The organism is Ferrovibrio sp. GW821-FHT12D07 (genome assembly GCF_058807275.1).
This window is the reverse complement of sequence record NZ_JBXAQN010000001.1, coordinates 1,678,778-1,700,405: the sequence shown is the minus strand read 5'-3', so window position 1 is coordinate 1,700,405 and position 21,628 is coordinate 1,678,778. Positions and strand designations below refer to the sequence as shown.

Here is a 21,628-nt window from a genome sequence, read left to right as displayed (position 1 = left end):
GGATGGAGAAAGGGCGATCGAAACCTGGAACCATTATCGTGAACTTTGGTTCGCTGCATACCCAATCCTGACGCATGTCGCGCCGTGGATGACCAGGAGTACACACATGCCCAAGCAAGCAACTGTTCAGAATGAGAATGCCTCGTCGAAATCGGGAAGCCGGTCTCAGAAAGCCCTCGGACTCGCATTAACGCCAAGTCTTTCCCGCATTGCCAAGGAAATGACCGAAGCGCTGCCCGAGGAAGGCGCATCGACGGACGTGATCGCCCTGCTTAAGCAGGACCATCGCAAGGTCGAAGAGCTTTTTGAAGAATACGAAGGCGCTGAAAGTGCTTCCGAGAAAGGAAAAATCGCCAGCAAGGTCTGCCTGGAGCTGCGCGTTCACGCCCAAGTCGAGGAAGAACTGCTTTATCCGCCTGCGCATGAGGAGATCGATGAAGATCTCGTGGACGAAGCCATTATCGAACATGCCGGTGCGAAGGAGCTGATCGCGCAGATCGAGGCGATGAAGCCCAGCGAACGATTCTATGATGCAAAAATGAAGGTGCTGAGCGAGTACATAAAGCACCACGTCAAGGAGGAAGAGAAGGAGATGTTCCCGAAGCTGCGCAGCAGCGATCTCGACCTGAAGGAACTGGGAAACCAGGTTCTGATGCGCAAGACGGAACTGCTTCAGCAACTTTCCGGCAAATCCTGATCAGCCAGTCAGGACACCGTATCCCGTTATCGGGATGCCACTTGAAATGCAGATCTCATGACCTGGGCATTCGGCGCTGCATGGCGCCGGATGCCTTGGGCATTTGATAAGCGAGGGAAAATGCCTGACAGTCAGACCACGCCGCATATCAGCAATCTGGATAAGGTGCGACTGCATCAATCCATCCTTCTGAAATTTTCCCAGGTCTGCGGCCGCGTTCGCAGTATCGACAGACTTCTGGACCACGCAACCGAGCAGATCGTTCGGGCAACAGAGGTCCATCATTCGAAAGTCCTGTGTTACAGCCCGGAGGTTGCCGGCCTGAAGGTTCTCGCTGGAAAAGGCTGGCGCCCCGGCGTGGTAGGACACGCCGTGCTGGCGACTGACATGGATACGGCGCCGGGACGATGCTTTCAGACCAAGACGGTCGTCTTCATCAACGATATATCGGCCAGCTCGGAGTTTCGGCCCAACAGGCTGTTACAGGAGCATGGGATTCAGTCTCTCATTAATGCACCCGTCTCTGTTGACGGAATCGTATGGGGGGTCATCGAAGCCGATAGCACGCGGATCAATGCTTTTGATGAGGACGACAAGAATTTCATCCAGAGCCTTGGCTTGATCATGGCCCTGGCCCTAAAGCTCCTGAACGCGGAGAAAGATAAGGATGAACAGCACAACATCGCGAATGCCAAGATAAACAGCCTCGGCGTGCTGATGGCCGAACACAATCATCGCGTTCGGAATTACTTTCAGATGATTCTCAGTCTCCTGAGCCTGCGCAGCGGCAGAACGGCATCGGAAGAGATCCGTATCGAATTTCGCGGCGTCATGGACAGGGTCGCCGCCATCAGCCTCGCGCACGACCTGTTGAAAACCGACAGCACCGGCGGGGTGATCGAGGTCGCGACCTATCTGAGCGCCTTATGTGACAACTTCGAGCGCAGCTTTGGACAGGGGCCAAAGATTGTCCGCAGTCTGGAGGCCGCTTCCTTGCGATCCGACAGCGTGGCCCCGATAGGCCTGATCGCCAACGAGCTGCTTACGAATTGCGTCAAATACGCACGGATCGAGCGTCCAGATCGTCATATCGCCGTGAAATTCTCGATCGACCATGGTTCGCGCGAGGGAACCCTGACGGTCGAGGATAATGGTCCAGGGATGGGAGAGCAGCGCGAAGGCAGCCAGGGCCTGCGGTTCGTCCGGGCGTTGAGCGACCAGGTCAGCGGCAGGGTGAAGATCGACAGCTCTCCAGCCGGAACCCGGATTTCAGTTATTTTCCCTGTGCTCGAATAAATCCGTGCCGCAGGGCCGGAACGGGTGGCCCCACGGCTGTCACGGGGCCGGTGCTACACTCCGTGACGCTGGTCACACTGATTTATATTGTGCGCAACTTAATTGTACGCTAAGTTTCTGCCTGTCCCACACCCAGTCAACACACCCCAACCCAGGAGTTCCCCATGTCCATCACCCCGCTCTACACCACCTCCGCCACTGCCACCGGTGGCCGCGCCGGCCAGGTCAAGTCGGCCGACGGCATCATCGACATGACGCTGGCCATGCCCAAGGAACTGGGCGGCCCGGGCAATGCCGCCAATCCGGAAACCTTCTTCGCCAGCGGCTATGCCGCCTGCTTCCAGGGCGCGCTGGGCCTCGTCGCCCGCAACCAGAAGATCACGCTGCCGCAGGGCAACACCGTCACGGTGACCATCGGCATCGGCAAGGACGAGACCAGCTTCGGCCTGAACGCCAAGATCTCGGTCAACCTGCCGGGCATGGACAAGGCCCAAGCCGAGGCGCTCACCGCCGCCGCCCATCAGGTCTGCCCGTATTCGAAGGCCACCAAGGGCAATATCGAGGCGACCCTCGAAACTGTGGTCTAAACTGCGACTCCGCGACGCCGGGTGCTCAAGCCCGGCGTCGCCTAACTTCCGCAAACGCCATGTCCGCCAACGACCAGCTCAAACTCGACCATCAGCTCTGCTTCGCGCTCTATGCCGCCTCCAATGCGATGACGCGGCTTTATCGCGATCATCTGGAGCCGCTGGGCCTGACCTATCCGCAGTATCTGGTGCTGCTGGTGCTGTGGGAGCAGGACGGGCTGACAGTGAAGCAACTGGGCGAGCGCCTGCATCTCGATTCCGGCACGCTGACCCCCATGCTCAAGCGTATGGCCCAGGCCGGCCTGCTGGCCCGCAGCCGCAACCCCGACGACGAACGGCAGGTCACCATCAGCCTGACCAAGCAGGGCCAGGCCCTGAAGGCCGATGTGGCCAAGATGCATGCGAATCTGGGCTGCCTGCTGCCGCTGGAAATGGCGGATATCGGCCGCCTGCGGGCCGAGCTGCGCGGCCTGGCCGACGGGCTGATCCGGGCGGCCGGGTAATATCCACAGGCCGGGCGCCCGCCAGCCTTCCCAAAGTCATGTAATCCACAGATTCCGGCCCCACCCCTAGGGGGTTTTGGCTTGATGGACCCACCAGATATTGCGATATTGCCCCCTCAGAATCAGTGAGGAACACATGTCGCTTCTGGACTCCAAGCCCGTCTACAAGCCCTTCAAGTATCCATGGGCCTACGAAGCCTGGATGACCCAGCAGCGCCTGCACTGGCTGCCGGAAGAAGTGCCGCTCGCCGACGACGTGAAGGATTGGCAGAAGAAGCTGACCCCGGGCGAGAAGAACCTGCTGACGCAGATTTTCCGCTTCTTCACCCAGGCCGATGTGGAAGTGAACAACTGCTACATGAAGCACTACGCGCGGGTCTTCAAACCCACCGAAGTGCAGATGATGCTGGCCGCCTTTGCGAATATGGAGACGGTGCATATCGCCGCCTACTCGCATCTGCTCGACACCATCGGCATGCCCGAAGACGAATACTCGGCCTTCCTCCGCTACAAGGAGATGAAGGACAAGTACGACTACATGCAGCAGTTCGGCGTCGACACCAAGGCCGACATCGCCAAGACGCTGGCCGTCTTCGGCGCCTTCACCGAAGGCCTGCAGCTGTTCGCCTCGTTTGCGATCCTGATGAACTTCCCGCGCTTCAACAAGATGAAGGGCATGGGCCAGATCGTGTCGTGGTCGGTGCGTGACGAAAGCCTGCACACTAACTCGATCATCAAGCTGTTCCATACATTCGTGGAAGAGAACCCGGAAATCTGGACCGAGGACTTCCATCGCGAGCTCTATGTCGCCTGCTCCACCATCGTCGACCATGAAGATGCCTTCATCGATCTGGCCTTCGAGATCGAAGGTGTGCAGGGCCTGACCGCCCAGGAAGTGAAGGACTACATCCGCTGGACCGCCGACCGCCGCCTGCTACAGCTCAAGCTGCAGCCGATGTACCGGATCGAGAAGAATCCGCTGCCTTGGCTGGATGCGATCCTGAACGGCGTCGAGCACACCAACTTCTTCGAGAACCGCGCGACCGAGTATTCCAAGGCCTCGACCCAGGGCGACTGGGAAGACGCTTTCGCCTAAATCGCACGAACTGTCATCATCGACGTCATTATGGCCGGGCTTGTCCCGGCCATTTTGTTATGATGCCCGATGACCGACAGCATCCGCCCATGACCTACAGCATCAGACTGGCCCATCGCAGCGAAGCCGGCCATCTGCGCGACATCGAACGCGCCGCCGGGCAGGCCTTCATCGCGACCGACTATCCTGACATCGCCGGCTATGACCCCACCCATGGTGACGACCTGCGCGACGCCATCCTGGAGGATTGCCTGTTTGTCGCCGTCGATATTGCCGACCGGCCGGTGGGTTTCATGCTCTGCAGTGAACTCGATGACGCGCTCTATGTGCAGGAGCTCAATGTGCATCCCGATCATGCCGGGCATCGTCTTGCCGTGCCGCTGCTGGAAGCCGCCGATGCGCTGGCGCGCCGGCTCGATCTGCCCATGCTGACGCTAACCACCTTCCGCCTCGTGCCATGGAACGCACCGTATTACGCGCGGCTGGGCTTCATCGTCATTCCGACCCACGAACTCGGGCCGGACATGCGCATCGTGATCGCGCGCCAGAAAGCCAACGGACTGGACACCGCCAATCGCGTGGCGATGCAGCGTAGCGTCGCCGCCGCGGCCTAGGCGGCGGCCTTCTTGGCGCCCGCCTTGCTGCTGTCAGGTGGCGTCATCAGGTCACGCCGTACGCCATCCAGATGCGCCTGCATGATGCGTTCGGCGGCGGTGGCATCGCGCTTGCGGATCGCGTCCACCAGCTGGCGATGCTGCGACATGTAGCCCGACTTGCGTGGACGCGTGACGGTGGCCTTCTTCAGGCGCCCCCAGAGATCCTCGTCACGCACGGCATTCAGGTGATCAAACAGCGCCAGCAGCATGCGGTTGCGCGCGGCTTCGGCAATCGCCCGGTGCAGGCGGCTGTCCCAGAGCTCAAACGTCGCCGTGGTGGCGGCCGCCTCACTCTTGCGTACGCAGTAATCCATGCGCGCAACCTCTTCGGCCGAGGCGCGGAAGGCCGCCATCGCCGCCAGGCGCGGCTCCAGCACGAGACGCGCCTCCATCACCTCGTCGGGATTGGTGAAGCGCGTGATCGGACCGGGACGCGGCATCGCCGGGCGGTTGCCGATGAAGGTGCCCTGGCCGACATGACGCCACAGCACGCCTTCGGCCTCCAGCAGATCGAGCGCGCGGCGCAGCGTGCCGCGACTGATCTTCAGACTGGCCGCCAATTCGCGCTCGGGTGGTAAACGGTTCTCGCCGGCAGCGTCACGGCGGATCACCAGTTCGCGCAGGCGGGAGAGAACGGCAGTGGCGTTTGTCATGGTTTTTCACGCAACGTGGCTATTCCCTGACCTTTTAGCGGATTGGTTCTCGATCGGTCCAACTTTTTCCGTTGACCCACCGCATGTCTGCTTGCGACGCTGCCATCCGTAAAATGTACCATTTAACGATTGGTCCTTCGCTATGCGTCTCGTCACCTTCCGCCATGCCGGCGCCACCCATATCGGCGCCCTGATCGATCAGGGCAAGCAGATCGTCGATTTCCGCGCCGCCGATCCCACCCTGCCCGCCGACATGCTGGGCTTCATCGCCGGTGGCGCGACGACGCTGCGCGCCGCGCATCAGGCGATCGAAAGTGGCTTCCATCGCTTGAAGGCGACCGACTGCGAGCTGCTGGCGCCGATCCCGCGCCCGGCCCGCAACATCATGTGCGTGGGCAAGAATTATCACGAGCATGCCAAGGAATTCGCCCGCAGTGGCTTCGACAGCTCCAACACCGGCGGTGCCGAAGTGCCGAGCCATCCCGTGGTCTTCACCAAGGCGCCGTCGACCGTGGTCGCCACCGGCGCACCGATCCCCGGCCATCTCGACCCGACCAATTCAGTCGACTATGAAGGCGAACTCGCCGTCGTGATCGGCAAGGGCGGGCGCGGCATCAAAAAGGACAGCGCCTTTGCGCATGTCTACGGCTATACCATCGTCAACGACGTCACCGCGCGCGAGCTGCAGGGCAAGCACAAGCAATGGTTCCTGGGCAAGAGCATCGATGGCTTCTGTCCCATGGGCCCGACGCTGCTGACCGCCGACGAGGTGCCGGATGTCACCAAGCTGAAACTGGTCACCACGGTGAACGGTGAGATGCGGCAGGATGCCGTGGTCGCCGACCTGATCTTCGACATCCCGACCCTGATTGAGACCATCTCGGCCGGTATCGCGCTGGAGCCGGGCGATGTTATCGCCACCGGTACGCCGGTCGGCGTCGGCATCGGTTTCAAGCCGCCGAAATACCTGCAAAAGGGCGACCGTGTTGCCGTTACCATCGCGCCCATCGGCACGCTGGAAAATCCCGTCGCCTGAAATATGACCGCCCGCAGGCCGCAACAGATGGCCGGGCTCAGTAACAAACCGGAGGAAACACCATGATGAACCGCCCGCTTCGCAGTCTGCTGACCGGCCTCGCTGTCGCGCTCTGCAGCACGGCAACTCTCGCCCAGGGTTTTCCTGATCGCCCGATCACCATGATCGTGCCCTTCCCGCCCGGCGGCGTCGCCGACCAGAGCGGCCGCCCGATGGCCACCGCCATGGAAAAGGTGCTGAAGCAGCCGGTCGTGGTGAGCAATCGCCCGGGCGCCGGCGGCGCGGTCGGCATGGCCGCCACGGCGAATGCCAAGCCCGATGGCTACACCATCATGACGGCACTGTCCTCGATCTCGATCATCCCGGAAGCCGACAAGCTCTTTGACCGCCAGCCGGCCTATCGCCTCGACCAGTTCACCCCCATCGCGCTGATCACCGCCGATCCCACCGTGCTGGTGGTGCCGGCCGAGATGCCGTGGAAGACCGTCGCCGAGTTCGTGGCCGACGCGAAGAAGCGTCCCAACGAGATCGGTTTCTCGTCGTCGGGCGTCTACGGCACGCTGCATATGGCGATGGCGATGTTCGCCACTGCCGCCGATATCAAACTGAAGCATGTGCCCTATGCCGGCGGCGGACCCGCCCTGACCGCGCTGCTGGGCAACCATGTGCAGGCGCTGGCCTCGGGTCCCGGCCCGATCATCCCGCAGGTGCAGGCCGGCAAGCTGCGCGTGCTCGCCACCTGGGGCAGCGAGCGCCTGAAGGCGCTGCCCGATGTGCCGACCTTCATCGAGCTCAGCTACAAGGAAGTCGAGTTCTACATCTGGGCCGGCGTCTATGCTCCAGTCGGCGTGCCCGCCCCCGCCCTGCAGAAGCTGCAGGAGTCGGCGCGCGCGGCGACCAAGGACCCGGAATTCCTCAAGGCGCTGGAAAACCTGCAGACCCCGCTGGTCTACAAGGAAGGCGCCGAGTTCAAGGCCTTTGCCGATGCCGACGCCAAGCGCATGGAAAAAGCCGTGAAGGCGGTTGGCAAGGTCCAGTGAACGAAGCGTCTCCTGTTCGTGGTGGCATCTGGCGCAGCGACATTGTCGCTGCGCTGGCGCTGCTTCTGCTGGCGGCCGGCACGGTGTGGCAATCGCTGCGCCTGCCGCTCGGCACTTTTGCCGAGCCGGGTGCTGCCGCCTGGCCGCTGCTGCTGAGCCTACTGCTCGGCCTGCTGTCCCTCGCCATCTTCGCTACCGCCGGGCAGTCGCCGCTGTTGCGCGCCTTGCGTTGGGATGAGCGCCGCCATGCGATCTGCATTCTCATCGCCGCCGGCTTTGCCGCCGCCGCGCTGGAGACGCTGGGCTTCCGGCTCACCACGCTCGTCATGCTGCTGTTCCTGATCGGCGTGGCCGAGCGCCGGCCGGTCATCTCTACCATCCTGGTGTCGGTCGGGCTGTCATTCGGCACGTATTATGTCTTTTCACATTGGCTGAAAGTGCCGCTGCCGGTGGGTCTGTTCGGATTATGATGGCCGATACCTTTGCCAATCTGATGACCGGCTTCGGCACGGCGCTGTCGCCGGTCGTGCTGATGTATGCCGTCTTCGGTTGTGTGATCGGGACACTGGTCGGCATGATGCCGGGCTTAGGCCCGCTCGCCGGCATCAGTCTGCTGCTGCCGCTGACCTTCGGGCTGAACCCGACCACCGCGCTGGTGCTGCTGGCCGGCATCTACTATGGCTCGCAATACGGCGGCTCGACCACGTCGATCCTGATGCGTCTGCCGGGCGAGGCTTCGTCGGTCATGACCTGCATCGACGGCCATGCGATGACGCGCAAGGGTCGCGGTGGCGCGGCGCTGGCCATCGCGGCGATCGGCTCCTTCGTTGCCGGCACCGTCAGCGTGATCGGCCTGATGCTGCTGGCCCCGCCGCTGGCAGCATTTGCGCTGCGCTTCGGCCCGCCGGAAACCTTCAGCCTGCTGATCCTCGGCCTGATGGTGCTGGCCTATATGAGCAGCGGCTCGATCGCCAAGTCGCTGGCCATGGCGGTGCTGGGCCTGCTGCTTGGGACCGTCGGCATCGACACCATGTCGGGCTTCATGCGCTTCCAGTTCGGTGTGCTGGAACTGGCCGACGGCATCGGGCTGGTGCCCATCGCGGTCGGGTTGTTTGGCATTTCGGAGATTCTGCTCACCGCCAGCAACGCCATGCAGAAGGTGCCGGCGCCGAAGCTCTCTGAGATGCTGCCGACGAAGACCGAACTGCGCGAGGCCAACGGCCCGATCTGGCGCGGCACCGTGCTGGGCTTCCTGGTCGGCATCATCCCCGGCTCGGCCCATATCATTTCCTCCTTCGTCTCCTATGCGCTGGAGCGCAAGCTGTCGAAGAAGCCGCAGGAATTCGGCCACGGCGCGGTGGCCGGCGTGGCGGGACCTGAATCGGCAAACAACGCCGCCGCATCCGGCGCCTTCGTGCCGATGCTGGCGCTCGGCGTGCCGTCGGGCCCGATCCCCGCCGTGATGCTGGCAGCCCTGATGGTGCATGGCGTGGCGCCGGGGCCGCTGCTGATCGAGCAGCAGCCTGGCCTGTTCTGGGGCTTCATCGCCAGCATGTATGTCGGCAATGTGGTGTTGCTGATCCTCAACCTGCCGCTGATCGGCGCCTTCCTGTGGCTGCTGCGCATCCCCTACAGCTATCTCTATCCGGCGATCCTGGTCTTCTGCCTGCTCGGCGTGTACGCGGTGAACCAGAGCATCGTCGAGGTCTGGCTGATGATCGGCGCCGGCGTGCTGGGATATCTTTTGCGTAAACTTGAATTCGAGGTCGCGCCGGTGATCCTGGGGCTGATCCTGTCGCCCATGGTGGAGATGAGCCTGCGCCAGTCGCTCAGCATGTCGAACGGCAATTACGACGTGTTCTTCACCCGGCCGCTGTCGCTGGCGATGCTGGGGATCGCAGCCGTGCTGATCCTGGCCAGCGTGGCCCCGGTGATCTTCCGCAAGCTGGACTGGCGCAGGAAGATCGCGCTCGACCAGCCCGAGTAAACGCGGCTTTTACGCCAGGATATCGATGAAATAGCTCTGCTGGCGCAGATTGGCGACCAACGCCACGGCGGAGGCCGATTCCTGGCCCTGCGCGCCCATCAGCAGCGCGGCGGCCTGGGCCATCGTGTCGGCATCGAGGCTGCCGCTGCCAACCGCCTTGATGGCGGCAAGCTGCGACTGCTCGGCTTGGCGCAGGCCGGCCAGAGCATAGGAAGCACCCGAGGTCGATGGGATCGCGGTCATGCCGCAACCTTAGCGGAGGGTGGAATTATCCTCAACCGGCGACTCAACACATCCCCGCGACTGGGCTGGGCTGCCGCTTGTGGTTAAAATGACACCGACTCGCAAAAATGCCCCTGTTTTACAGCCATCGGACCCGATGACCGCGCTCCCGCCCAATCCCCTGCTGCCAATCCCGATCACCCAGTACCGCGAAGGCAATACCGGCGTGCCTTACGCCCATACTTTCAACAGCGGCAAGCCGGGGCCGCATGCGGCGATCACCGCGCTGGTCCATGGCAACGAGGTCTGCGGGGCGCATGCGCTGGACCTGCTGTTCCGCGAGAAATTCCGCCCCTTGCGCGGCAAGCTGACGCTGATCTTCTGCAACGTCGCCGCCTATACGCGCTTCGACATGGACGAGCCGGCCGCCTCGCGTTTTGTGGACGAGGACATGAACCGCGTCTGGGGTCCCAATGCGCTGGACAGCACGCGGCGCTCGGTGGAACTCGACCGCGCCCGCGAGATCGAGCCGCTGATCGCCGAGGTCGACCTGCTGCTCGACCTGCATTCGATGCAGCAGCCTTCGCCGGCGCTGATGCTGTCGGGCCCGCTGCCCAAGGGCCGCACGTTCGCCAACCAGATCGGCGTGCCGCCGGTGGTGGTGGCCGACCAGGGCCACAAGGCCGGCCTGCGCATGCGCGACTACGGCGGCTTTGGCGATCCGACCAGCCAGAAAAACGCCCTGCTGGTGGAATGCGGCCAGCACTGGGAACAGGGCAGCAAGACCGTCGCGATCGAGACCGTCTTCCGCTTCCTGAAAAGCACCGGCCAGGCCAGCGACGCCGATCTGGCCAGGCACGGCATCGCGCCGCTGCCGGCGCAGCCGCAGACCTTCGTGGAAGTGACCGAGGCCGTCACCATCGTGACCGAGGACTTCCGCTTCGAGCAGGCCTTCACCGGTCTGGAGTCTATTGCCAAGGCCGGGACCATCATCGCCCATGACGGCGACCAGCCGATCAAGACGCCGTATGACAACTGCGTGCTGATCATGCCGACCAAACGGCTCAAACCCGGCCAGACCGCCGTCCGGCTCGGCCGCACCATCACGGCCTGAATGCTGACGCAGCTGAAATACAGCCTGCCTGCCCTGATGATCGGGGCAGCGGGCGGCGCGGCCTTTCTGTATATGCGCATGCCGCTGGCCTGGATGCTGGGCAGCATGTTCCTGGTCGCGGTCTGCGTGCTGTGCGGCCTGGACAAGAAAATCCGCCTGACCGTCAACCCACGCCTGCGCGCCATCATGATCACGGTGATCGGCGTGATGCTGGGCAGCGCCTTCAAGCCCGAGATGATCGAGCGCGCCCGTGAATGGCTGGGGCTGATCATCCTGATGCTGGTCTATGTGCCGATCACCACGGCGCTGTGCTACGTGGTGTTCAGGAAACTCGCCAAACTCGATCCCGTCACCAGCTATTTCTCGGCCGCACCCGGCGGCCTGCAGGAAATGACGCTGGTGGGCGAGCATTACGGCGGCAACGGCCGCAGCATCATCATCACCCATGCGCTGCGCATCTTCCTCGTGGTGATGACTGTGCCGGTGTATTTCCGCTTTGTCGAAAAGCTGGATGTGCCACCCATGGCCATCGGCAGGCACATGTGGGAGCTGCTGCCGCTGGAAGCCGTGCTGCTGCTGATGTGCGGCATCGTCGGCTGGTTCGGCGCCCGCGCCTTCCGCATTCCGGCCGCGCAGCTTGTCGGCCCGATGGTGGTTTCGGCTGCCGTCCACCTGCTCGGCTGGTCGGCTGCCTCGCCGCCGCCGGAACTGGTCGCCACCGCGCAGGTGGTGATGGGCGCGGCACTGGGCTGCCGCTTCGTCGGCACGCCGCTGAAAGAGGTCGGCCGTATCGCGATCTATGCCGTGCTGGCCACCGGCGTGATGCTGGGTGCATCGCTCGGCTTCACCTTTGGCTTCGCCGACATGCTGGGGATCAACAGCGCGGCCCTGATGCTGGTGCTGTCACCTGGCGGCATGGCCGAGATGAGCCTGGTGGCGCTGGGCCTGGGCGTCGAGGTGGCGATTGTCGCGTCGATGCATGTGTTCCGCATCGCGCTGGTGGTAATCGCCGTGCCGCCGGTCTTCCGGCTGCTGCGCCTCAAGACAAAACCGAACTCTTAAACAGCCCGTTTCGTCTAACGTCTTGATCCTGCGGGGCCGGTTGCGTCCTGCCAGAGCCGGATGAGGGCCGATGCGCGCCTATGCGGAGCCAGTTCGATCCCATCAAAGCCGATTGGAGCCCGTTCAGGACCAGTTGAGTCCCATTGGGAGCCGATTGAGTCCCATTCTGTCCAATCTGTATCCGGATGAGCGCAGAGAAAAGCCCGGTGCGATTTACCGGGCTATGCGTTGAGAGGATTCACGATGGGCAAGAGCGACCTCCCTGACATAGGAAGCCCTCGCTCATCGTCAAGCCCGCACTCTCTATCTTACTCTTCCTCGTGCAACGGCCCGTAATTCGCCTTGGGTCCCTGACTGAAGGCGCCGCCCCAGGCGAGCTGGTGGCGCGGCGTGTTGAACAGATGCTCGGGCGTCGCCGGTTCGGCGAACTTGCCCTTGGCCAGGTCCTTGCGCACGAAGATGCAGTTCAGGCCGGTGATGTTGCAGCCCACCAGCTGATAGCCCTTCTTCTCGCCCAGGTCGGTCAGCGACTGCAGCGAAGCGCCGATATAGGTGTTCTCGTCATAGGCATAGGCGGGATCATAGGCGCCGACCATGCGCTGCGGCGGCGGGAAGGCGCCATTGTATTCCATGACAATGACGCGCGCCTTCACCCGCTCCATCGCGGCAAAGACATGATAGTCGTTGCCGTCGATATCGATCGACAGCAGGTCAATCTCGTCGGGGATTCCGAGTTTCGTGCAGATCGCCTCGATATTGCCGGCATCCACCGGGGTGTCATCGAGCACCAGGCGTTTGTCGGCCATGGCGGTGGCGAAATGCTTGCGCATATACGCCACCTTGGGCGCGTTGATCTCGATCCACCAGCCATGCCAGCCGGCGAGCAGGAAATAATAGGTGTTGTTCTGCAGGCCGGTGCCGACGCCGAATTCGAAGAAGCTGCGATTGCCCTCGCCGATGCGGCGGAACACCTCGACCAGCATGCCGTCTTCCTCGTTCTGCGAGCCGACCGAGAAGCCGAACCGCTCCAGCCGCTTCGGGTCGGCATAGCGCTCGTCCCTCTGCAGGTCGCGCACCAGCGACTGGTAGACCGTCAGGCTGGTGCGATGCAGCGACTGCGACATGCCGCCCAGCATCTCGTTCTGCTGGCTGAGCAGGATTTCCTGCCGGATGCCATGGATCAACTGGAAAATGCCAAGATCGCCCGGCGCGGCGGCCAGCGCCTTCATCGCCGCCGCATAGGCTTCCTTCAGGCGGTTCTGCGCATGTAGCAGCGTTGCCTGCTGGGCCAACAAATCCCGATCGTTCATTCCGTCCCCCTTGGACTGCCGGCTGTCGCCGCGCCAATCTTCATTTCATCATACAGCATGCGGCAGACCGCGACGACCGCGCGGCAGTAGGCCGGCGGATCGAGGAAGCCGGGACCGCGCTCCATCACGCCAGCCAGATGCCGGCGCCAGGACTCACGCCCGGCCGGATCATTGGCCAACGCAACCGTGCGCTCGATGTAATCCGCCGCCGAGGTGGCGATCAGGTCGCCGGCACCGATATCGTCCAGGATGGCGGCGCCATGGTTGTTGCGCAGCACCGGGCCGCTGGGCGCGATCACCGGCAGATGGGCCTCGACCGCATCGACGATGGTGGTGAGGCCGGAATACGGAAAAGAATCGAGCCCGATATCGGCGCCGCGCAGCAGCGCGATCACTGCATCGCGGCCGCCCAGCGAGGGCAGTATCTTGAGGCGATACGGGTCGCCGCCGGCCTCGGCGATCACCGTCATCCAGGTCTTGACCATATCGGACTGGCCGGGGCCGAAATGCGGCGGGAACGGATAGAGCAGCAGATAGGCATTAGGCAGGCGGCGCAGGATTTCGGCCCAGCTGCGCAGCAGCGGGCCATGCAACTTGGTGTAGTTCGCGCCCGAGGCCAGCACGATCGCGTCTTCCGGAATGCCGAGACGGGCGCGGCTGAACTGCGCGGCATCAACCTCGGTGCGAACGGGGATCGAGAAGGAAAAACCCGGGAACGGCAAGGCAATGAAACGTTCGGTGAATTCGGCGTCGAAGCCCTGTCGCTGGAAATATTCCGCGCCGAGATAAGCATCCAGATGCGGGGTGGCAGTGGTGGCGATGGTAGCCACGCAGGTAAACGTGCGGCGCGCCACGCGGCAGAGCGTGAGATAGGCGGTGAGCCCGACGCGGGCGGTGACGTCGTTGGCGTAGAACAGGATATCCAGATCGGCGGCGCGCAGGATATTGATCGCCTCGCCCAGATTGGCATCGCCCAGCACCGTGACCCGGTCGACCACGGCGCGCACCCGCGCCGCGAAGCCGGGCTGTTCGGCCGTATCCAGCACGAAGACCTCGACCTCGATATCGGCGGCGCGCGCATATTCGAAATAGGACAGCGCGCCGATGGTTTCGGGGTCCTGGCTCAGATGCTTGAGGATGATGCCGTAGCGCAGCTTGCCGCCGGCCGAGACCGGGGTGGGAAATTCATAGTCCAGCGGCGTGGGAAAATTGCTGAGCGAGAGCTGCATCAGTGCGGTGCGCCGCGCCATGAAAGCGGTCAGCGGCCGCGTGTTGTGGGTGGTGTGGCGGAAGACGGTGCCCTGCAGGAACGTCTGTGCCAGCACGGTCGCGAGCGGCCGGTTGGTCTCGGCCAGGGCCTGCAACTCGGCCATCACGCCATCGGCGTAATCCAGATAGGCGCCGGGCTCGTCATCGCCGGCGAACCAGTCGGGTGCGTTGAAGATGGCGCCCCAGACCTTGGGCGCCCCGAAGGCCTTGGGCACCAGACGGAAGGCCTGTTGGAACGCAGCCAGGGCGACGGGATAATCGCGCGCGGCCTTGGCGGTCAGGGCGCGGGTGAGCAGCTCTTTCGGATCGTTCTCGCCGGCATGCGACACGAGGCATTCCTTTCCCGGGCCGGAGCCTAGGCACAAGGGGTGAAAGGGTGGTTAAATTCCATATTAACCGGATACTTACCGCCTTTCCGCTTAATGGCGGCTGACTTGTGACGAGGGGTTGAACGGACCATGGCGGCAAAACGCGCCCTGATCACCGGCATCACCGGCATGGTGGGCTCCCATCTGGCCGATTACCTGCTGGCGCAGACGGACTGGGACATCCTGGGCATGTGCCGCTGGCGCAGCCCGCTGGACAACCTGAGCCAGATCGTCGACCGCATCAACCGCAAGGACCGGGTGCAGCTACTCTATGGCGACCTGCGCGACAGCCAGTCGATCGACGACGTGGTGAAAAAGGCCGCGCCGGATTACGTGTTCCATCTGGCGGCCCAGAGCTTTCCGCGCACCAGCTTCGAGGCGCCGCTGGATACGCTCGAAACCAACGTACAGGGCACCAACCGCGTGCTGGAAGCGCTGCGGCAGTTCCACCCCAAGGCCATCATCCATGTCTGCGCGTCATCCGAGGTGTTCGGCCGGGTGCCGCCGGAGAAGCTGCCCATCGACGAGGACTGCAGCTTCCACCCCGCCTCGCCCTACGCGATCTCCAAGGTCGGCACCGACCTGATCGGCCGCTTCTATGCCGAGGCCTATGGCATGACGGTGATGACCACCCGCATGTTCACCCATACCGGACCGCGGCGCGGCGATGTCTTTGCGGAATCGACCTTCGCCAAGCAGATCGCCATGATCGAGCAGAACCTGATTCCGCCGGTGCTCAAGACCGGCAATCTCGACAGCCTGCGCACCTGGGCCGATGTGCGCGACGCGGTGCGGGCCTATCACCTGCTGCTGACCCACAATCCGCAGCCCGGCGCCTATTACAATATCGGCGGCACCTTCAGCTGTTCGGTGCGCGCCATGCTGGACACCCTGCTCGGCATGTCGACGGCGAAGAATATCAGGGTCGAGACCGATCCCGACCGCCTGCGCCCCATCGATGCCGACCTGCAGGTGCCCAACACCGCCAAGTTCCAGGCCCATACCGGCTGGCAGCCGGAAATCCCCTTCGAGACCACGATGCGCGACCTGCTGGATTACTGGCGCGCCCGGGTCGGTGACGGGCAGTCGAAATTCCTCACGCGTTGATCCGGCGATGACGACGAAAGTCCTGGTCATCGGCGCGGGCGGCTTCACCGGCCGGCGTGTGATGGCGCAGCTGGGCGCCACGCCGGCGCGCTGGCAGCCAGTCTCGGCGCGCGAGCATGGCCTCGATCTTACCGACCCGGCCTCGATCGGCCGCTGCCTGGATGCCGTGCGGCCCGATGCGGTGCTCAACCTGGCAGCCATCGCCACGCTGGCGGTGACGGATCGCGACCCGATCTTCGCGGTGAACGGCTTCGGCGTGCTGAACCTGCTGGAGGCCCTGGCGGCGCGGCGCTTTGCTGGCCGCGTCATCACCGCCAGCAGCGCCTATGTCTACGGCCCGCTCGATCACCGCGCGCCGACGCCTGAAAACCAGCCGGTGCGGCCGCACAATCTCTATGCCTGCGCCAAGGTGCTGGCCGAGAGCTTCTGCGCCATGCATGCGCAGGACCTGGATATCGTGGTGGGCCGCGCCTTCAATGCCATCGGCCGCGGCCATCGCGACAGCTTCCTGGTGCCCAAGATCGTCCGGCATTTCCGTGAGCGGGCGCCGCGGATCGAGCTCGGCAACACGGCGGTGGCGCGCGACTATACCGATGTGCGCGACCTTGCCCGCATGTATGAGGCATTGCTGATCGCGGAAGCCCCGCCGCGCCTGCTGCATCTGTGCAATGGCGCGGCCGTCAGCATCGACAGCCTGATCGCCACGCTGACCGAACTGACCGGCCATCGCATCGACGTCACCGTCAATCCGGCCTTCGTGCGACCCAACGACGTGCTGTACCAGTGCGGCGCCACCGACGGCCTGAAAGCGCTCGGCTTCCAGTGGCAGCATGATCTGCGCGATACCCTGCGCTGGATGCTGGACGAATAATCAGATCAGGTCTTTGCCAGCTTGCCATCGCGCCAGCTATAGACGCAAAGTTCGGGCAGCGGCACGATCAGCCTGCCGCCGGCCTTCATGTAGTCTTCCTCGCGCTTGAGGAATTCATTCAGGAAGCCGTAGGGCAGCACCAACATGTAATCCGGCTTGGCGGCGCGGACCTCTTCCTCGGACCGGATCGGGATGCGCGTGCCCGGCGTCACCAGGCCCCATTTGCCGGGATTGCGATCAGCCGCCGCGAAGATGTCATCCTCGGTGAAGCGGCAATGCTGCAGGAAGGTATTGCCGCGCGTGGATGCGCCATAGGCTGCCACCGTCTGGCCCTGCTTGCGGATGCCACGGATTAGCGCCGTCAGCTTCTGGCCGAATTCTTCGATGCGGCGTGCGCAGGTCTCGTAGGTGGCGACATCCTCCAGTCCGACCTTGGACTCGCGGTCGCTGATGTCCTGCACAGCGGGCGTGCGGGTATCGCGATGGCCGCAGAACAGCCGGATGCTGCCGCCGTTGATGCTGTTGAAGCTGGCATCGTTCAGGTACAAGCCGTGCATGTTGACCAGCCGCTCAAAGGTGCGCAGCGTGTAATAGGCGACATGCTCATGGCTGATCATGTCATAGCCGATATCGAGGATCATGTTGCCGGTGTAGTTCATCTCGACCACCCAGGTGCCATCCGGATCGAGGCAGGCCTTGATGCTTTCGATGAAGCTGTGCGGATCATCGAGATCGTAGAACATCGATATGGACGTGATCGCCTTTGCTTTGGCGCCACTCAGGACAGGCTTTACCGCATCGGCCGAGAAATAGGTGTTCACCTTGGCGACCGTCTTGTCCGTGATCGACAGGATCGCATCGGAAGGATCGACGCCAATGCGCTTCAGGCCATCAACGCCATAGCTCAGCAGCAGCGTGCCGTCGTTGCAGCCAATATCGATCACCGTGTCGCCGGCGGCCAGGCTGACGCGCTGCTTCACCTCGGCGGAGATTCCGGCCAGATGGTCGCGCATGGTCTGGTTGATGCCGGAGCGGTACCAGTATTCGGCATACATCAGGCCCGGATCGACGGTGTAGCGCAGCTGCAGGAACTTGCAGTCGCCGCACAGGATCAGGTCGAGCGGCACCGCCAGCGGATCGGGCTGCTCGGGCTTGCGGAACACACCGGTGAGAACCTGGGGTCCGAGCGAGAACAGCGGCTGCAGATGCTGCGACCCGCAAAGACGGCATTTGGCGATCGGGCGATAGGACTCAGACATGCAATGTCCCTAACTGGAAATAATAGTCGAGCCGGTGGTGTCGATGCGCAGCGGAATCATCTTCAGCGGCTGCAGCGCCTGGGTGACCGCCTCACGGGCCTTGGGCGGCACCAGCAGCAGGAAGAACCCGCCCCCGCCCGCGCCACAGAGCTTGCCGCCCAGCGCGCCATGCTGGCGCGCAGTGGCATAGAGCGCATCGATGGTATCGTTGCTGACCTTCTTCGACAGGCTGCGCTTGGTTTCCCAGCCCTCATGCAGCATGGCGCCGAGATCGCGCAGCATCTGCACCGGGTCTTCGGTTTCCAGCACATCCACCGCCTGGTCAGTCAGGGTCAGTAGATGTTCGAGCGCGCGACTGATCGTCTTGCGCCGGGTGTTTTCCATCTGCTCGTCCAGCGTATCGGACGCGAAGCGTGCGATACCGGTGAAGACCAGGAAAAGCGACTGTGACAGGATTTCCAGCGACCCGCCGCTGATCCGCACCGGCGAGATCTGGGTGCGGTTGGTGCGAAAATCGAAGCGGTTTATGCCGCCGAAGGACGCATGATACTGGTCCTGCAGGCCGACATTCTCGCGCAGCAGGTCGCGCTCGACGAAAATCGCCTTCTCGGCCAGATCGTATTTGGTGAAACGCAGGTCGAGCAGTTTGGCCGCCATGTTGAGGAAGCCGACCGTGAAGCTGGACGAACTGCCCAGGCCCGAACGGGCCGGCAGGTCTGACAGCACGGTGATGTCGAGCGCCTGCTCAATGCCGTAATGCGACAGCACGGTGCGCACCACCGGATGCTCGATCTCGGCGATGCTACCGACACGCTCGTGCCGGGAATAGCTGACGCGGTATTTGTAATCGAGGAAGGTGCCGAGCTTCAGCGCGCTGATATAGATATACTTGTCGATCGCCATGCCGACCACGGCGCCGCGATTCTGCTCGATATATTCGGGGTAATCCGTGCCGCCGCCGAAGAAGCTGACGCGCAACGGTGTGCGACAGGTTAGTAGCATTCACCCCCCTGCGGACCCGGCAGCCTCCGGCAATTCCGTCTGGGCGCGCCGGTAGTCGTCGGGCACGCCGATATCAATGAAATATCCGTCGCAACGATAGGTCTGGACGCGTAAATTTCCAGTTAAACGACCCAGAAGGTCGGCCTCCAGCGAAAAGGTCTGCGGCAGGTCGAGTTCTTCGAACAGCGCCCGCCGCACCGCATAGACCCCCGCCCCCATCAGGCCCGGCTGTCCCGCCGCGCCGCCGGGCTGGAATCCGGTGGCCCGGCCGGTCGCATCGGTCTGCACCAGCGAATAGCGCGCCCCGTCAGCCACCGCGCGGACCGCCAGGACAAGGTCGGCTGCGCTGGCGCGGTGATGGGCCAGCAGCGCCTGGTAGTCGATGCCCAGATAGGTATCGCCGTTCAGCACCAATGCATCCTCGGTCGCGATCCGCGTCAGGGCCTGGCGGATGGCGCCGCCGGTGCCCAGCGGAACCGGCTCGCGCAGATAGTCCAACCGCAGGCCGCGATAGGACGGGCCGATGGCCTCGATCGCCTCGGCCATGTGATGCACAGCGAGAACGGCGCGGCTGACGCCCTGGTCGACCAGTGAGTCGAGCAGATACAGCAGGAAGGGTCGCCCGGCGACGGCCGCCATCGGCTTGGGCAGATCGTCGACCAGGCCGCGCAGCCGGGTGCCGAAGCCTCCCGCCAGAATGACCGCTTCGGCGTTCCGGGCCATGGGTTACGGCACCGTCTTGGTGATCTCTGGCAGCATGAAGTCGAAGTCGCAGCCCTGCTCAGCCTGCGTCACCGTGTCGAAATACAGGCGTTCGTAACCGCGACGGCCCTTGCCGGTGGGCAGCGGCGGCAATGCCGCACGCCGCTTCTGCAATTCGGCTTCATCCACCAGCAGGTCGATGCGGCGGCCTTTGGTATCCAGACGGATGCGATCACCGGTCTGCACCAGCGCCAGCGGGCCCCCGGCCGCGGACTCAGGCGAGATATGCAGCACGATGGTGCCATAGGCCGTGCCGCTCATGCGCGCATCGGAAATACGCACCATGTCCTTCACGCCCTGCTGCGCCAGCTTCTTCGGGATCGGCACATAGCCGGCCTCCGGCATACCCGGCGCGCCCTTGGGGCCGGCATTGCGCAAGACCAGGATGTCGTCGGCCTTCACGTCGAGGTCGGGTGAGTCCAGACGCGCCGCCAGATCGGGCAGGCTGTCGAACACCACGGCGCGGCCTTCATGCTGCAGCAGGTCCTGCGTCGCCGCCGCCTGCTTGATGATGGCACCGCCGGGCGCGAGATTGCCGCGCAGCACTGCCATCGCGCCGTTCTTGTAGACCGGATCGGCAATGGTGCGGATCACGTTCTGCGGCCAGCTCTTCGGCGCATCGTCGATATTCCGCTGCAGCGTCTTTCCCGTCACCGTCATGCAGTCGAGATCGAGCAGCGGCTTGAGTTCGCGCAAGATCGGGGTGAGACCACCGGCCTTGTACAGATCTTCCATGTAATGCTGGCCGGTCGGCTTGAGATCGACCAGCACCGGCGTTTCGTTGCCCATCTTGTCGAAACCTTCGAGATCGACCTCGATGCCGCAGCGGCCTGCCATGGCCGTGAGGTGAACAAGCGCATTCGTCGAACCGCCGACAGCCAGCAGCACGCGCAGCGCGTTCCTGAAGGCGCCCGGCGTCATGATCTTGTCGGGCGTCAGGCCCTCGGCCGCCATCTGGACCGCCCGCGCCCCTGTCTGTTCGGCCAGCCGCCGGCGTTCGGCATGCACGGCGGGCACCGATGCGCCGCCGGGCAGCATCATGCCCATGGCTTCCACGGTGAGCGCCATGGTCGAAGCCGTGCCCATCACGCCGCAGGTGCCGATGGTGGGCGCGAGTTCGGAATTCACTTCGTTGATCTCGGCATCCGTCACTTCGCCACCGCGATAGCGCGCCCAGAAGCGGCGGCAATCGGTGCAGGCACCAAGCTTTTCACCGCGCCAGCTGCCGGCCAGCATCGGGCCGGTCACCAGCATGATGGCCGGGACGTTGGCGCTGGCAGCGCCCATCAGCAGCGCCGGCACGGTCTTGTCACAGCCGCCCATCAGGATCACCGCATCCATCGGCTGGCCGCGCACCATCTCCTCGGTGTCCATCGCCATCAGGTTGCGGAAATACATGCTGGTGGGGTTGGAGAAGCTTTCCTGCAGCGAGATCACCGGGAACGGGATCGGGATGCCGCCGGCCAGCATGACGCCGCGCGAGGCGGCCTCGATCAGGTCGGGTACGTTGCGATGACAGGCGTTGTAGCCGGAATCGGTGTCGACAATGCCGATGATCGGCTTTTCCAGCGCCTCGTCGGTATAGCCCATCGCCTTGATGAAGGCCTTGCGCAGGAAGACCGAGAAGCCGGCATCGCCGTAATTGGCGAGATTACGCTTCATGCCTTTCGCCGCCTGCTGGGGGACCGTCTTATCGGTGGGCTTGCTGGTCATCATCTCACTCCCGGGGAC

22 protein-coding genes are annotated in these 21,628 nt (G+C 63.6%); 14 read left to right on the top strand and 8 right to left on the bottom strand.

All coding sequences use genetic code 11. From position 1 onward, the window contains the following. Window positions 1–106: 106 nt before the first annotated feature. From AC1RRE_RS08440 to AC1RRE_RS08415, 6 genes are all read left to right on the top strand, one after another. Window positions 107–697 (top strand): hemerythrin domain-containing protein, encoded by a 591-nt coding sequence (locus AC1RRE_RS08440; protein ID WP_492980679.1) that lies wholly within the window; start codon window positions 107–109, stop codon window positions 695–697. A 57-nt stretch (window positions 698–754) separates the two neighbouring features. Then, window positions 755–1,993, top strand: a complete 1,239-nt coding sequence (locus AC1RRE_RS08435; RefSeq protein WP_492980678.1) for a histidine kinase dimerization/phosphoacceptor domain -containing protein — start codon at window positions 755–757, stop codon at window positions 1,991–1,993. Window positions 1,994–2,157: 164 nt separating this feature from the next. Then, on the top strand, window positions 2,158–2,580 hold the full coding sequence (locus AC1RRE_RS08430) for an organic hydroperoxide resistance protein (protein ID WP_492980677.1): 423 nt from the start codon (window positions 2,158–2,160) through the stop codon (window positions 2,578–2,580). 59 nt (window positions 2,581–2,639) lie between these two features. After that, window positions 2,640–3,083, top strand: coding sequence for a MarR family winged helix-turn-helix transcriptional regulator (locus AC1RRE_RS08425; protein ID WP_492980676.1), 444 nt, complete (start codon window positions 2,640–2,642; stop codon window positions 3,081–3,083). Window positions 3,084–3,219: 136 nt separating this feature from the next. Further along, window positions 3,220–4,179 carry a ribonucleotide-diphosphate reductase subunit beta gene (locus AC1RRE_RS08420; protein ID WP_492980674.1) on the top strand — a complete coding sequence of 320 codons (960 nt, stop codon included), beginning with the start codon at window positions 3,220–3,222 and terminating at the stop codon, window positions 4,177–4,179. Window positions 4,180–4,268: 89 nt separating this feature from the next. Then, a complete protein-coding gene (locus tag AC1RRE_RS08415) occupies window positions 4,269–4,793 on the top strand; it encodes a GNAT family N-acetyltransferase (RefSeq protein WP_492980673.1) in 525 nt (174 codons plus the stop codon). On the opposite strand, the gene AC1RRE_RS08410 is transcribed toward AC1RRE_RS08415, so the two are convergent. Further along, a complete protein-coding gene (locus AC1RRE_RS08410) occupies window positions 4,790–5,488 on the bottom strand; it encodes a FadR/GntR family transcriptional regulator (RefSeq protein WP_492980672.1) in 699 nt (232 codons plus the stop codon). The genes AC1RRE_RS08415 and AC1RRE_RS08410 overlap by 4 nt on opposite strands. 142 nt (window positions 5,489–5,630) lie before the next feature. On the opposite strand from AC1RRE_RS08410, the gene AC1RRE_RS08405 reads away from it, so the two are divergent. The 4 genes from AC1RRE_RS08405 (at window position 5,631) to AC1RRE_RS08390 (ending at window position 9,551) form a co-directional block, all read left to right on the top strand. Beyond that, window positions 5,631–6,524: a fumarylacetoacetate hydrolase family protein gene (locus tag AC1RRE_RS08405; RefSeq protein ID WP_492980671.1), complete on the top strand. Its 894-nt coding sequence runs from the start codon at window positions 5,631–5,633 to the stop codon at window positions 6,522–6,524. A 65-nt stretch (window positions 6,525–6,589) separates the two neighbouring features. Further along, a complete protein-coding gene (locus AC1RRE_RS08400; RefSeq protein WP_492980670.1) occupies window positions 6,590–7,564 on the top strand; it encodes a Bug family tripartite tricarboxylate transporter substrate binding protein in 975 nt (324 codons plus the stop codon). Beyond that, on the top strand, window positions 7,561–8,034 hold the full coding sequence (locus AC1RRE_RS08395) for a tripartite tricarboxylate transporter TctB family protein (RefSeq protein WP_492980669.1): 474 nt from the start codon (window positions 7,561–7,563) through the stop codon (window positions 8,032–8,034). The genes AC1RRE_RS08400 and AC1RRE_RS08395 overlap by 4 nt, the downstream gene beginning before the upstream one ends. Next, a complete protein-coding gene (locus AC1RRE_RS08390; RefSeq protein WP_492980668.1) occupies window positions 8,034–9,551 on the top strand; it encodes a tripartite tricarboxylate transporter permease in 1,518 nt (505 codons plus the stop codon). Before AC1RRE_RS08395 ends, AC1RRE_RS08390 begins: the two co-directional genes overlap by 1 nt. A 9-nt stretch (window positions 9,552–9,560) precedes the next feature. Here the strand turns inward: AC1RRE_RS08390 and AC1RRE_RS08385 are convergent, their stop codons facing one another. After that, a complete protein-coding gene (locus tag AC1RRE_RS08385) occupies window positions 9,561–9,794 on the bottom strand; it encodes a hypothetical protein (RefSeq protein WP_492980667.1) in 234 nt (77 codons plus the stop codon). Window positions 9,795–9,930: 136 nt separating this feature from the next. Here AC1RRE_RS08385 and AC1RRE_RS08380 point away from each other — a divergent pair, with 136 nt between their 5' ends. Together AC1RRE_RS08380 and AC1RRE_RS08375 are read left to right on the top strand one after the other, a co-directional pair. Continuing rightward, window positions 9,931–10,887, top strand: coding sequence for a M14 family metallopeptidase (locus AC1RRE_RS08380; protein ID WP_492980666.1), 957 nt, complete (start codon window positions 9,931–9,933; stop codon window positions 10,885–10,887). Next, on the top strand, window positions 10,888–11,949 hold the full coding sequence (locus AC1RRE_RS08375; RefSeq protein WP_492980665.1) for an AbrB family transcriptional regulator: 1,062 nt from the start codon (window positions 10,888–10,890) through the stop codon (window positions 11,947–11,949). A gap of 308 nt (window positions 11,950–12,257) precedes the next feature. Here the strand turns inward: AC1RRE_RS08375 and AC1RRE_RS08370 are convergent, their stop codons facing one another. Then, window positions 12,258–13,259, bottom strand: coding sequence for a class I SAM-dependent methyltransferase (locus AC1RRE_RS08370; protein ID WP_492980664.1), 1,002 nt, complete (start codon window positions 13,257–13,259; stop codon window positions 12,258–12,260). Next, window positions 13,256–14,857: an O-linked N-acetylglucosamine transferase family protein gene (locus AC1RRE_RS08365; protein WP_492980663.1), complete on the bottom strand. Its 1,602-nt coding sequence runs from the start codon at window positions 14,855–14,857 to the stop codon at window positions 13,256–13,258. Before AC1RRE_RS08365 ends, AC1RRE_RS08370 begins: the two co-directional genes overlap by 4 nt. Window positions 14,858–14,986: 129 nt before the next feature. On the opposite strand from AC1RRE_RS08365, the gene AC1RRE_RS08360 reads away from it, so the two are divergent. Beyond that, window positions 14,987–16,003 (top strand): GDP-mannose 4,6-dehydratase, encoded by a 1,017-nt coding sequence (locus AC1RRE_RS08360; RefSeq protein ID WP_492980662.1) that lies wholly within the window; start codon window positions 14,987–14,989, stop codon window positions 16,001–16,003. Window positions 16,004–16,010: 7 nt separating this feature from the next. Further along, complete coding sequence (locus AC1RRE_RS08355) at window positions 16,011–16,874, top strand: NAD-dependent epimerase/dehydratase family protein (protein WP_492980661.1); 864 nt, start codon at window positions 16,011–16,013, stop codon at window positions 16,872–16,874. 5 nt (window positions 16,875–16,879) lie between these two features. Here the strand turns inward: AC1RRE_RS08355 and AC1RRE_RS08350 are convergent, their stop codons facing one another. The 4 genes from AC1RRE_RS08350 to AC1RRE_RS08335 are packed head-to-tail and all read right to left on the bottom strand — an operon-like array spanning window position 16,880 to window position 21,610. Then, window positions 16,880–18,133 carry a class I SAM-dependent methyltransferase gene (locus AC1RRE_RS08350; protein ID WP_492980660.1) on the bottom strand — a complete coding sequence of 418 codons (1,254 nt, stop codon included), beginning with the start codon at window positions 18,131–18,133 and terminating at the stop codon, window positions 16,880–16,882. Between the two features lie 9 nt (window positions 18,134–18,142). Continuing rightward, a complete protein-coding gene (locus AC1RRE_RS08345; RefSeq protein ID WP_492980659.1) occupies window positions 18,143–19,135 on the bottom strand; it encodes a GHMP family kinase ATP-binding protein in 993 nt (330 codons plus the stop codon). Then, a complete protein-coding gene (locus tag AC1RRE_RS08340) occupies window positions 19,136–19,858 on the bottom strand; it encodes a nucleotidyltransferase family protein (RefSeq protein WP_492980658.1) in 723 nt (240 codons plus the stop codon). It lies immediately after the preceding gene. Window positions 19,859–19,861: 3 nt separating this feature from the next. After that, window positions 19,862–21,610 (bottom strand): IlvD/Edd family dehydratase, encoded by a 1,749-nt coding sequence (locus AC1RRE_RS08335; protein WP_492980657.1) that lies wholly within the window; start codon window positions 21,608–21,610, stop codon window positions 19,862–19,864. Between the last annotated feature and the right edge of the window lie 18 nt (window positions 21,611–21,628).